Annotated in this window: 11 protein-coding genes; 6 read left to right on the forward strand and 5 right to left on the reverse strand. The window is 44.8% G+C overall.

Going from position 1 to position 12,265, the window contains the following annotated elements; genetic code table 11:
• The 3 genes from QQL36_RS10670 to QQL36_RS10680 form a co-directional block, all read right to left on the reverse strand.
• Entirely contained in the window at nt 1–1,416 is a 1,416-nt protein-coding gene (locus tag QQL36_RS10670) for a bifunctional UDP-3-O-[3-hydroxymyristoyl] N-acetylglucosamine deacetylase/3-hydroxyacyl-ACP dehydratase (RefSeq protein ID WP_235643757.1), read from the reverse strand.
• Nucleotides 1,417–1,497: 81 nt separating this feature from the next.
• Nucleotides 1,498–2,547: a UDP-3-O-(3-hydroxymyristoyl)glucosamine N-acyltransferase gene (lpxD, locus tag QQL36_RS10675; RefSeq protein ID WP_083724128.1), complete on the reverse strand. Its 1,050-nt coding sequence runs from the start codon at nt 2,545–2,547 to the stop codon at nt 1,498–1,500.
• Nucleotides 2,548–2,653: 106 nt separating this feature from the next.
• Nucleotides 2,654–3,880 (reverse strand): HD domain-containing protein, encoded by a 1,227-nt coding sequence (locus QQL36_RS10680; RefSeq protein ID WP_083724130.1) that lies wholly within the window; start codon nt 3,878–3,880, stop codon nt 2,654–2,656.
• Nucleotides 3,881–4,174: 294 nt separating this feature from the next.
• On the opposite strand from QQL36_RS10680, the gene QQL36_RS10685 reads away from it, so the two are divergent.
• The 6 genes from QQL36_RS10685 to QQL36_RS10710 all read left to right on the forward strand — a co-directional run bounded on the left by QQL36_RS10685 (nt 4,175) and on the right by QQL36_RS10710 (nt 10,375).
• The gene (locus QQL36_RS10685) at nt 4,175–5,728 is read left to right on the forward strand and encodes a response regulator (RefSeq protein ID WP_083724132.1); all 1,554 of its coding nucleotides are present in this window, start codon (nt 4,175–4,177) and stop codon (nt 5,726–5,728) included.
• A gap of 15 nt (nt 5,729–5,743) precedes the next feature.
• Entirely contained in the window at nt 5,744–6,076 is a 333-nt protein-coding gene (locus QQL36_RS10690) for a hypothetical protein (protein ID WP_083724134.1), read from the forward strand.
• Entirely contained in the window at nt 6,073–6,837 is a 765-nt protein-coding gene (locus tag QQL36_RS10695; RefSeq protein ID WP_083724136.1) for an MBL fold metallo-hydrolase, read from the forward strand. Before QQL36_RS10690 ends, QQL36_RS10695 begins: the two co-directional genes overlap by 4 nt.
• 28 nt (nt 6,838–6,865) lie before the next feature.
• On the forward strand, nt 6,866–7,507 hold the full coding sequence (locus QQL36_RS10700; RefSeq protein WP_321569700.1) for a helix-hairpin-helix domain-containing protein: 642 nt from the start codon (nt 6,866–6,868) through the stop codon (nt 7,505–7,507).
• Nucleotides 7,504–8,643 carry an acyl-CoA dehydrogenase family protein gene (locus QQL36_RS10705; RefSeq protein WP_321569701.1) on the forward strand — a complete coding sequence of 380 codons (1,140 nt, stop codon included), beginning with the start codon at nt 7,504–7,506 and terminating at the stop codon, nt 8,641–8,643. The genes QQL36_RS10700 and QQL36_RS10705 overlap by 4 nt, the downstream gene beginning before the upstream one ends.
• A gap of 106 nt (nt 8,644–8,749) precedes the next feature.
• A complete protein-coding gene (locus QQL36_RS10710) occupies nt 8,750–10,375 on the forward strand; it encodes an NADP-dependent glyceraldehyde-3-phosphate dehydrogenase (RefSeq protein ID WP_083724142.1) in 1,626 nt (541 codons plus the stop codon).
• 297 nt (nt 10,376–10,672) lie between these two features.
• Here QQL36_RS10710 and QQL36_RS10715 read toward each other — a convergent pair whose 3' ends face one another.
• Nucleotides 10,673–10,876, reverse strand: coding sequence for a hypothetical protein (locus tag QQL36_RS10715; protein WP_083724144.1), 204 nt, complete (start codon nt 10,874–10,876; stop codon nt 10,673–10,675).
• A gap of 75 nt (nt 10,877–10,951) precedes the next feature.
• On the reverse strand, nt 10,952–12,187 hold the full coding sequence (gene clpX, locus QQL36_RS10720) for an ATP-dependent Clp protease ATP-binding subunit ClpX (protein ID WP_083724146.1): 1,236 nt from the start codon (nt 12,185–12,187) through the stop codon (nt 10,952–10,954).
• Nucleotides 12,188–12,265: the final 78 nt, after the last annotated feature.

The raw sequence follows: 12,265 nt of genomic DNA on the forward strand, positions 1-12,265 counted from the left end.
TTAGCCTCTTGTTTTAATGATTTGAGCAGTCAGGTCGCCCTCTGTAACGATCTTGTTACCTACAAATACAGTTCCCCGCATTTCCACGATACCTCTTCTGATAGGGCTCAGCAGCTCCATCTTCAGGATCATCGTGTCACCAGGGAATACCTTTTGCTTGAACTTACAGTTGTCGATCTTGATAAAGTATGTATCGTAATTTTCAGGATCAGGAACTGTGTTCAGTGCGAGGATACCTCCACATTGTGCCAATGCCTCTACCTGTAATACACCCGGCATAACCGGATTGTTCGGGAAGTGACCCTGGAAGAAGGGTTCGTTGAAGGTTACATTCTTGATACCGACTACCTGCGTATCTGTGAGATCAATGATCTTGTCTACCAGCAGCATTGGGAAACGATGTGGCAGGGTCCGCTCTATACGTGGAAGGTCAAATATAGCCGGTTTATTAGGATCATATACAGGCACATCTTTAATATGCTTGTTCTTCTTGATGTATTGTTTTAAGCGACGGGCAAACTCCACGTTGGAAGCATGTCCCGGACGGTTGGCGATGATATGGGCCTTGAGCGGATAACCTACCAGTGCCAGGTCGCCCATGATGTCCAGCAGTTTGTGACGTGCAGGTTCGTTAGGGAAACGCAGCTTAATATTGTTCAGGATACCTTCGCGTTGTTCCACACTGATATTCTTGCGTTGGAAAACGGTTGCCAGGCGCGCCAGTTCTTCTTCGCTTACAGGTTTATCAACGATCACGATTGCGTTGTTGATATCACCACCTTTGATCAGGTTATTGTTGATCAGGTACTCCAGCTCATGCAGGAATACGAAGGTACGGCACGGTGCGATTTCTGATCTGAAGTCAGCCAGGCTGTTCAGGTTCGCGTGCTGGGTACCCAGTACCGGCGAGTTGAAGTCGATCATACAGGTGACGCGGTAGTCTACCGCAGGCAGCGCTACCATTTCCACATTCTTCTTATCGTCGTAGTAGGTAATATTGGTATCGATGGTATAGTATACCTTCTTAGCATCCTGTTCAGCTACACCTGTCTGTTCGATCAGTTCGATGAAAGGCATAGCGCTACCGTCAATGATAGGCACTTCAGGACCATCAATATCTATTTCTACGTTGTCAACACCGGTACCTACCAGTGCAGCCATGATATGTTCGATGGTATTTACTCTTGCACCATTGTGTTCCAGTGTGGTACTTCTGGCTGTATCTACTACATAATCCACATCCGCTTTTACTACAGGTTGGTTGGGCAGATCAATACGTCTGAACTTAATACCCGATCCAGGAATACCAGGTTTGAGGGTCATATTTACGCTGGCACCTGTGTGCAAACCTACACCCGATATAGTGACAGGGGTTTTTATCGTGTGTTGATTGGGCGACTGTTGATTCTCCATCATATTTTATTAACTAATTTTTCTGTTGTCTCGTAAGGGTATGCGATCCCGCAAATGATTGTGGCGTAGTAAACTACAGGAATATTAAACACCTTCTCTTACAGAAAGTAACTGTTTTACCATATCCTCCAGCTCCTTTACACGTTTTTCAAGGTCCGGCAAATTTCTAAAAATTGCCTGACTTTTCAGTGAACTTTTGTAGTCAAAAGCAGGAGAGCCCATCAGCGCCGTATTTGACTCGGTGATGGATTTGGAAAGACCGCTCTGCGCGTTGATCTTAGTGCCGTCTGCCAGCTGAATATGGCCTACCAGACCTACCTGGCCGCCGATCACGCAGTTCTTTCCGATTTTGGTACTGCCGGAGATGCCGGTCTGTGCCGCGATTACGGTATTCGTATCTATATCTACGTTGTGCGCGATCTGGATCAGGTTATCCAGTTTTACACCCTGGCGGATGATGGTGGAGCCCATTGTCGCTCTGTCGATAGTCGTATTTGCACCGATTTCCACATCGTCGTGGATCACTACGTTGCCGATCTGAGGAACTTTCTTGTATTTACCATCAGGCTGGGGGGCAAAGCCGAAGCCGTCGCCACCGATTACGCAGTTCGCATGCAGGATCACCCGTTTGCCTACCACGCAGTTCTCGTAAACTTTCACACCTGGGAATACCACAGTGTCGTCGCTCACAACTACATTATCACCCAGATATACACCCGGATAGATCTTCACATTATTGCCCAGTACGACATTTTCACCCAGGTAGGCAAATGCGCCAATGAATACATTGGTGCCTGTTTTTACAGAAGCAGGTACAAAAGATGGTTGTTGAATACCAGTTTTGTTGCCTACCAGCTGTTTGTATTGCTCCAGTAGTTGGGCGAATGCGCTGTAAGCATCTTTTACCCTGATCAGGGTAGACTTTACAGGACGCTCTGTCACCAGACTTTCGTTCACAATGAGTATGGAAGCATTGGTCGTGTAGATGAATTCTTCGTATTTGGGATTGGCAATGAAACTGAGCATCCCTTCACCAGCCTCTTCGATTTTGGCGATGTTATTCACTTTTACGTCCGGGTTGCCTTCCAGCTTACCATCCAACATGGTAGCCAATTGTAATGCGCTAAACTGCATAGTTAATAATTAATATAGTTATCCAGGCGGTACCAGTTTTATGATTTAATTGACAGCCATCTAGTTATACATTATCTACAATCTATCATTCATAATCCTGTGTTGCTTAGATTTTTGGATGACAAATGTAGAATTTTTTTACGGGTATAGCCAGTGTATGACTAACCAGTGCATTATCGATTGACGAAATATCCTTGACGGTCCCGTCTTTAAAAAGGATGTTAATCCTTTCATTATTAATGTTGTACGCGCTCAGACTAGCTGTTCCTGTGAAGACAAAGTAATCAAGATCATGGCCAGAAATGCCATATCTTTCTTGTACCTGTGTTTTCAATAAAGTTATGGCCGAGGTATCAAAAGCCTCATTACTGAGCAGGCATTTAAACAAATTCCTGTTTGTCAACCATTTACATAACAAGGAAAGGACTGGATCCGTATGGGTGGTCCATACCTTTATCGCGCTTAGAATATCGTAATCATCCAGCAGACAAAACTGTTGCAGACAAGCTGGTTCCTGTTCGAAGTTGGCAGCTGTAATAGTATGGTACAGGAAATATTCCAATGCCGGCGAGGCAAACAGGGATACTCCCCTCAGTGCCAGTTCTTTAGCCCGTTTCAGTATTTTGACCAGCATATTTTCTGCACTTAATACTGTCTTGTGCAGGTATACCTGCCAGTACATCAATCGCCGGGCCACAATAAACTTTTCTATTGAATAAATTCCCTTCTCCTCCACCATCAGCTCATTCCGTTGCACAGTGAGCATTTTTATAATACGGTCATAACCAATTACTCCTTCAGAAACTCCCGTATAAAAGCTGTCACGATTCAGGTAATCCATCCTGTCTACATCCAGCTGGCTCGACACCAGCTGATGAAGAAACGTTTTATGATAACGCCCGTTGAAGATTTCTATTGTCAGGCTCAGGGCTCCTTTCAGCTCCTTATTCAACTCCTCCATCAGCCACTGGCTGATCTTTTCGTGGGATACCCCTTCGATAATTCCATTTTCCAGGGCATGAGAATAAGGTCCATGACCTATATCATGCAGCAAAATAGCCATCTTAGCGGCTATCTCCTCTTCGTCCGTAATTTCTACCCCTTTCCCTTTCAACTCTGCCAGTGCGCAGCTCATCAGGTGATAAGCGCCCATACTGTGATGAAAACGGGTATGCATCGCTCCCGGATAAACCAGATGTGCCAGGGCCATCTGATGAATACGGCGCAGGCGCTGATAGTAAGGATGGGAAATTAAGGCAAATATCAGCGGATGATCTATCGTGATGAAGCCATACACCGGATCATTTACAATTTTTCTCTTGCGTTCTGCCATTTTTACCGTTACCCTTTAGCTTGGGCAAAGCTACGTTAAGGAATTATTATCTTTAACTTTTTCTAATGTATAAGACGCCACCCGTACCTCCTTCCCCTATATCTGCCTCGATTTTCCTATTTTTATTGCAAAAATTGATAATATTTGGACAACTTACAGCAAATCAACTGTTATTTAACAATTTATTGTGCCAACATCGCATATAGGGAATATTTTTTGCCAGTAGAGAATGGTACCTTGGCCAAATAGTTGCTGCATGAAACTAATTTTATCTTACTCCTAACCAATACTTGCATGAGTCAAATAAATATACTCTGGGTAGATGACGAAATAGAATCACTGAAATCGCAAATTATGTTCCTTGAAAACAAGGGATACAAGGTGTCTGCCCTGACCAATGGCTATGACGCCCTGGAATTTCTGAAGGAACAGGTGGTAGATGTTGTGCTGCTGGATGAGTCTATGCCGGGTATAACTGGACTCGAAACCCTGGCCAAGATCAAGGAGATCGATCAGCAGATCCCTGTGGTCATGATCACCAAAAATGAGGCGGAAAATGTGATGGACGAAGCCATTGGCTCCCAGATCACCGACTACCTTATCAAACCCGTGAACCCGAACCAGGTACTCCTTTCTCTGAAGAAAATCATTGATAATAAAAGGCTTGTGGCCGAAAAGACGACCATCGGTTACCAACAGGACTTCCGTTCCCTCTTCATGGCCCTGAACTCAGGTCCGGACTTCAATGAGTGGATGGATATTTATAAGAAGCTGGTTTACTGGGAAATGGAAATGGCCAAAACCAACAATCCAGAGATGATGGAGGTATTAAACTCCCAAAAGGCGGAGGCCAATACGGAGTTTGCCAAATTCATCTCCCGCAACTATGCCAGCTGGGTGGCTCCGAAAGCGAAGGAAGCTCCTGTGATGTCGCACTCCGTATTTAAAGAAAAGGTGGTGCCACAGCTGGACAATGACGTGCCGAACTTCTTCATTATCATAGACAATCTGCGTCTGGACCAGTGGAAGGCGATCCTGCCTATCTTCCTGGAGTCCTTCAGGCTGGTCACCGAAGATACTTTTTACAGTATACTCCCTACTTCTACTCAATATAGCCGCAATGCGATCTTTGCCGGTCTGTTGCCAATAGATATAGAAAGCCGTTTTCCACAAGAATGGAAAAATGACGATGAAGATGGAGGGAAGAACCTGCATGAAGAAGAATTCTTCGCAGATCAGCTCAAACGCCTGAAATTAGATGCCCGTTTTTCCTACACCAAGGTGACCACTCACAATGATGGTCAGCACCTTGTGAACAGCATACATAACCTGCTAGCCTATCCGCTGAACGTAATTGTGTACAACTTTGTGGATATGCTGAGCCATGCACGTACAGAAATGGAAGTGCTGAAAGAACTGGCAGGGGATGAAACTTCTTACCGTTCTATCACCGCCAGCTGGTTTGAACACTCACCTTTGCACCAGGCGCTGCGCAAAGTGGCAGACAGAAAGATTAACCTGATCATTGCGACTGACCATGGTAATGTCAGGGTGAAGACACCGGTAAAAGTGATAGGAGATAAGCAAACCACTACCAACCTGCGTTATAAACATGGTCGTAACCTGAACTATGACGCCAAGGAAGTACTGGCCTTCAGGGATCCCCGCGAAGCAGGTCTGCCCAAACCCAATGTAAACTCCTCTTATATCTTTGCAAAAGAAGATGGCTACCTCTGCTATCCGAATAATTACAACTACTTTGTCAACTTCTACCGCAATACCTTCCAGCATGGAGGTATTTCGCTGGAAGAGGTGATCGTACCTGTCGCAAGGTTGGTGAGTAAATAATCTTACTTTTGTGTCATGAACTTCAAAGTGACACCCAATAACCTGACCCGCCTTGAAAAAATCTTTGGAGAGGCTAAGTATGAGTTGCGTTTTGAAAAAGGAACGTTTAATTCAGGCTATTGTGTACTCGAACATAAAAAGGTCGTGGTAGTTAATAAATTCCTGAACCTGGAAGGACGTATCAATACGCTCCTGGATATCCTGGGCTCGATGGAACTGGATGAAAGTGTGCTGACTCCTGAATCCCTGAAGCTATACAAGCAGATCGTGGAAAACAGGAATACCGCTGCTGATGCGGCCGACGAAGAATCCACTCCTCCTTCACCAGAAACACCTTCAGAGAATTGAAAGTAACTTTTTTAGGAACAGGCACCTCTCAGGGCGTACCCGTTATAGCTTGTGGCTGTAGGGTATGTACTTCTACCGATAAGCATGATAAGCGTCTGCGCAGCAGTATCCTCATTTCTGATACACCTGCAGGCAATATCGTTATCGATACAACACCAGACTTCCGCTACCAGATGCTGAGAGCAGAAGTGAAACACCTGGAAGCGGTATTAGTGACCCACTCTCATAAAGATCATATAGCAGGGATGGACGACATCCGGGCTTTCAATTATTTTCAGCAGCGCGCGATCGATATCTATGCGACACCGTTCACACAGGAAAGCATCATGCGTGAATTTGCCTATGCTTTTGCAGAGCATAAATATCCGGGCATTCCGGAGCTGAATCTCCTTACCATTGGTAATGACCCGTTTGTTGTAAATGGCATGCTGTTTACGCCGATCAATGTCATGCATCATAAGATGCCGGTATTGGGCTTCCGTTTTGGCGACTTCACGTATATTACAGATGCGAATTTTATCGCACCTGAAGAAAAAGAAAAAATTGTGGGCTCCCGCATACTGGTAGTAAATGCCCTGCGCAGGGAGAAACACATATCTCACTTCACCCTGGATGAGGCGATTGCCCTGGCACAGGAGCTGGCTATTCCACAGGTATACTTCACGCATATCAGTCACCAGATGGGACTACATGCCGAAGTATCGCAGGAGCTGCCTGCCGGTATGGCACTGGCCTATGATGGGCTTGAAGTGACATTGTAATTTCATCCATCCATTTATTTGTTAACCTATGAAACCATTCTGGCACTTCACCGCGCTTGAAAGAAGAGGCATCATCGCATTGCTGCTTCTCACTGCTATCAGCATATATACACCGGCGATAGTCGCGCACTATTTTCCACTGCAAACCAGCAGGGATACATTACTACGACAAGATATTGCGGCTTTTCAATCCTCTCTGAAAAAAGCCCCGCCTCCACCTAAAAAGCATATTACCTTTTCCCGTCCCCGGCAATCAGTAATCAACATCGACATCAACAAGGCTGATTCCGCAGCCTGGGAGTCATTGAAAGGAATAGGACCTGTGCTGGCTGCACGAATTATCCGCTTTAGAGAGAAACTCGGCGGTTTTTATGCCATTTCCCAGATCAGGGAAACTTACGGCCTGCCGGACAGCACATTTAAAAAAATTCAACCTTACCTGCGATTGAATGCAGTTTCACTAAAAAAACTGGACCTCAACACCGCAGATGAGCAAACTTTGGCCCAACATCCTTACATAAGGTATAAACTGGCGCGGTTAATTGTCCTGTATCGCAGCAACAACGGGCTTTTTCAGCAACCATCTGACCTTCTTGGCATACCATTGGTGGATGATAGTATTTATCGTAAAATTGAACATTACATCAAAACAGAAAAACCCCCAATATGAACTTCGAACCTACAGAAATGCAGCAGCAGATCACCCAGGTGATCAGGGATTTCGGTAAATCGCACATTCAACCAAACGTTATGGAATGGGATGAAACCCAAACCTTTCCGGCACCACTCTTTAAACAACTCGGCGAATTAGGCTTAATGGGGGTGTTAGTTCCACAGGAATATGGCGGCAGTGGCCTCAGTTATCTTGAGTACGTTACTGTCGTCAGCGAAATCAGTCGCTTCTGTGGCGCTATAGGCCTTAGTGTAGCAGCGCACAACTCTCTTTGCACCGGTCATATCTTACAATTCGGATCTGAAGAACAAAAGAAGCGTTACCTCCCTAAACTCGCCAGTGGCGAATGGCTCGGTGCCTGGGGCCTCACAGAACCGAATACCGGCTCCGATGCCATGAACATGAAGTGTGTGGCAAAGAAAGACGGTGACGAATGGGTGCTGAATGGCACCAAATGCTGGATCACCCATGGTAAAAGTGGGGACGTGGCAGTGGTAATAGCCCGTACCGGAGATGTAAGAGATAGTCATGGTATGACCGCCTTTGTAGTAGAACGTGGTACACCCGGTTTCAGCGGTGGTAAAAAGGAAAACAAACTGGGTATGCGTGCCTCGGAAACCGCCGAAATGATCTTTGATAATTGCCGGATACCTGTTGCCAATATGCTGGGTAATGAAGGCGAAGGCTTCATCCAGTCGATGAAAGTACTGGATGGGGGTCGTATCTCTATTGCCGCACTTTCGTTAGGCATTGCCAAAGGCGCTTACGAAGCGGCCCTGAAATATGCACAGGAACGGCATCAGTTCGATAAACCTATTGCAACCTTCCAGGGTATCTCTTTTAAACTGGCTGATATGGCCACAGAGATTATGGCTGCTGAGCTACTGACTATGCAGGCTGCCTCGGGTAAGAGCAAAGGACAAAAGGTGACTCAGCAGGCGGCAATGGCCAAATATTATGCTTCGGAAGTGGCAGTAAAAACTGCGAACGAAGCCGTACAGGTATTTGGTGGCTATGGATACACGAAGGATTTTCCTGTAGAGAAGTTTTATAGAGATGCGAAATTATGTACTATAGGAGAGGGGACTTCCGAGATTCAGAAGCTCGTCATTGCCCGTGAGGCCCTGAAGTAATTGAACTATCTAAAAACATACTAATAGACTGATCCGCTCCCGGAGTGCGATCAGTCTTTTTTTTATAACCTATTTACTATCTTTCATCTATATAAACTACTATGTCATGACCTTTGAAGAACACTTACATCAAATGTTCCCGACAGCAGACGCCATCCCGGCGCAATTCCTGCTACCGGAGGAGATTCACCAGCGTGAATATCTTTCCGGCGGTGAAATGAAACCCTGGAACGGTGATGTCCACACCGTTCTTTCCCCTGTAGCTGTCCAGACTCCAGAAGGCCTCAAAAGAAAAGTAATTGGCTCTTACCCGCTGTGCACACAAACAGAAGCCCTTGCAGCGCTCGATGCAGCTGTACTCGCGTACAATGATGGTCGTGGTGAATGGCCTACCATGCCGGTAGCTGAGAGGATTGCCTGCATGGATAAGTTCACCGGCAAGATGATTGCAAAGAAAGACGAGATTGTAAAACTGATCATGTGGGAAATCGGGAAATCGTATGCAGATTCCATAAAGGAATTTGATCGTACCATTGAGTACATCAACGCTACGATCGATGCACTGAAAGATCTTGATCGCAATTCCAGCCGTTTCGAAATTGAACAAGGTATTATCGGACAAATACGCCGCTCACCATTAGGTGTTGTGTTATGTATGGGACCCTTCAACTACCCGCTGAATGAAACCTTTACCACCCTGATTCCAGCCCTTATCATGGGCAACACGCTGCTGTTCAAACCTCCAAAGCACGGTACGTTATTGCACTATCCTCTGCTGGAAGCTTTTGCAAGCTGTTTTCCAAAAGGTGTGGTGAATACCATTTATGGTCGTGGAAATGTGATCATAGCCCCGCTCATGGAGTCTGGCAAGATCAATGTACTCACCCTGATCGGTAGCAGTAAAGTAGCCAACCAGCTAAAGAAGATGCACCCGAAGGTAAACCGCCTGCGTGCTATTCTGGGGCTGGATGCAAAGAATGCCGCAATTATCACAGAAAAGGCTGATTTAGACCTCGCAGTAAAAGAATGTGTATTGGGTTCACTTTCATTTAATGGGCAGCGCTGTACGGCTATAAAGATCATTTATGTTCATAAAGATGTAGCGGATGCATTCATTGAAAAGTTTAGTGCTGCTGTAGGCAAACTGAAAATCGGTATGCCATGGGAGAAGGATGTATTCCTTACACCACTGCCAGAGCCACAGAAACCGGCTTATCTGCAGGAGTGTATTGAAGATGCTATCGCTAATGGTGCGAAGGTGATGAACGAAAATGGCGGTACTACATTCGAATCATTTGTATACCCGGCGGTATTATACCCTGTGAATAATAAAATGAAGTTGTATAGAGAGGAGCAATTTGGCCCTGTCATTCCAATTTTGCCATTTGACAATATAGAAACACCGATCGATTATCTGATTGAATCCTCTCACGGACAGCAGGTGAGTCTTTTCAGCAATGATGCAGACGAACTGGCTTCGTTGATTGATCCGCTGGTAAACCAGGTAAGCCGGGTGAATCTGAACTGTCAATGTCAGCGTGGTCCTGATATTTTTCCATTCACCGGCAGGAAGGATTCTGCTGAAGGAACATTGAGTGTTCCGGATGCTTTACGTGCGTTCTCTATTCGTACAATGGTGGCTACTAAACTGACGGAAGAGAACAAAAATCTCCTGAATGAGATCGTAAGTGAGCAGCATTCAAACTTTTTGTCAACAAAATATATCTTTTAAACAAGATCCTATTAGTGTTGATTTTTGAGTTAGAATATTACTTTTAAGGTTTTTAGCCATATGTTAAAAGTTTAATGTATTGATGCTGTCTAAACTTTTTGATAAAAAAGTGAGTATAAACTAAATAAGGTGCTGGATTTTTGAATTAAGAACGTTAAATTTGGGTTAATTCATCACTCTTTACCAATTTATCAACCTCCTACAAAAAGAAAAGACAATCGAAACAACTTTTACGCAACCAAAAGAAAAAGGCATCCTCTCAGAGGATGCCTTTTTTATTGTGCCAATGTCTTTTGCTTAGTGCTCCAGAAAATCGTTTTCTTTTTCTTCTTTGCCAGCTGCTTCGGCTTTCTTTTCGATGTCGTTAAACCATTTCTCGACAGTACCTGCCAGGAATACGGGCACCTTTCCACCAACGTACTCTTTCAGTATCTCAAAGGTCTTGATAGCCTGTTCGTTGCTAAGGCCGGCTCTTTCTTTCAATTCTTTTAAGAGGTCCATATTTATTATTTGAATTAAAGGTAATAAAAAAGGCGAACGATCATCGTCCGCCCTTTTCAAAATATCATGTACACCTTACGCAACTTTCAGCTGCACCAGTGTTGATTTATCTAACTTCTCTTCTGCATATGCTCTTGTCAGTACAAAAGAGCTTTCGTTGGAAGAAGGCAGGTTAAACATCGCATCGCTCAGTACTACTTCACAGATAGAGCGAAGACCACGTGCACCCAGTTTGTACTCCATTGCTTTTTCTACGATATAATCTACTGCATCATCTTCTATTTCCAGGTCAATACCTTCTACTTTGAACAGTTTCTTGTATTGTTTTATAAGTGCATTCTTTGGTTCTGTCAGAATCGCTTTCAGCGCTTCGTTATCCAGAGAATTCAGGTAAGTTACAACTGGCAGACGTCCCAGCAATTCAGGAATCAGACCGAATGCTTTTAAGTCCTGAGAGTTGATGTAACGGAGTATATGCTTCTTGTTTTCTTCTTCTCTCTCTTTGTTCACAGTGAACCCGATAGAATGCGTCTGTACTCTGCGGCTGATAATCTTATCAACACCATCAAATGCACCACCGCATATAAACAGGATATTCTGTGTGTTCACTTTGATCAGTTTCTGCTCAGGGTGCTTACGACCGCCTTGTGGAGGAACGAGTGCTTCGGTACCTTCCAGCAGTTTCAGCAGGCCTTGCTGTACGCCTTCACCACTCACATCGCGGGTAATGGAAGGGTTATCGCTCTTACGTGCGATTTTATCGATCTCGTCAATATATACGATACCTCTTTCAGCAGCTTCAACATCATAGTTACATACCTGTAGCAGGCGGGTCAGGATGCTTTCCACATCTTCACCTACGTAACCGGCTTCGGTAAACACGGTTGCATCTACGATAGTAAAAGGAACATTCAGCAGACGGGCGATAGATTTAGCCAGCAGGGTTTTACCTGTACCGGTTTCACCTACCATGATGATATTGGATTTCTCGATTTCCACATCGTCATCTCCTACCTGTTGGTTCAGCCTTTTATAGTGGTTATAAACGGCAACTGCCAGTATTTTTTTTGCATCATCCTGTCCGATCACATACTCATCAAGGAATTTCTTGATCTCCTGGGGTTTGGCCACTTTTGGAACGAAGTGGGAGGGGGCTTTTTTACCCTGCTGTTGAAACAATTCCTGTTCTATGATCTCCTGTGCGTTGGCCACACAGTTCTCACAAATATGGCCATCTGCACCAGCTATCAATATCTGCACTTCATCTTTCGAACGATTACAGAATGAACAACGTATTTTGGACTCTTTCATAGCTTACAAAGGTACAAATTAAAGGGGGAAAGGGTGTCATTTAAAAAGAAAAGCAAAAGTTAAAAAGAAAAACCGGCT

It is taken from the genome of Chitinophaga sp. LS1 (assembly GCF_034274695.1).
Taxonomy (GTDB): Bacteria; Bacteroidota; Bacteroidia; order Chitinophagales; family Chitinophagaceae; genus Chitinophaga.

Coding starts and splice junctions, on each gene's coding strand:
- QQL36_RS10670 (WP_235643757.1), bottom strand. CDS start 1,416: ATGATGGAGAATCAACAGTCGCCCAATCAACACACGATAAAAACCCCT.
- lpxD (WP_083724128.1), bottom strand. CDS start 2,547: ATGCAGTTTAGCGCATTACAATTGGCTACCATGTTGGATGGTAAGCTG.
- QQL36_RS10680 (WP_083724130.1), bottom strand. CDS start 3,880: ATGGCAGAACGCAAGAGAAAAATTGTAAATGATCCGGTGTATGGCTTC.
- QQL36_RS10685 (WP_083724132.1), top strand. CDS start 4,175: ATGAGTCAAATAAATATACTCTGGGTAGATGACGAAATAGAATCACTG.
- QQL36_RS10690 (WP_083724134.1), top strand. CDS start 5,744: ATGAACTTCAAAGTGACACCCAATAACCTGACCCGCCTTGAAAAAATC.
- QQL36_RS10700 (WP_321569700.1), top strand. CDS start 6,866: ATGAAACCATTCTGGCACTTCACCGCGCTTGAAAGAAGAGGCATCATC.
- QQL36_RS10705 (WP_321569701.1), top strand. CDS start 7,504: ATGAACTTCGAACCTACAGAAATGCAGCAGCAGATCACCCAGGTGATC.
- QQL36_RS10710 (WP_083724142.1), top strand. CDS start 8,750: ATGACCTTTGAAGAACACTTACATCAAATGTTCCCGACAGCAGACGCC.
- QQL36_RS10715 (WP_083724144.1), bottom strand. CDS start 10,876: ATGGACCTCTTAAAAGAATTGAAAGAAAGAGCCGGCCTTAGCAACGAA.
- clpX (WP_083724146.1), bottom strand. CDS start 12,187: ATGAAAGAGTCCAAAATACGTTGTTCATTCTGTAATCGTTCGAAAGAT.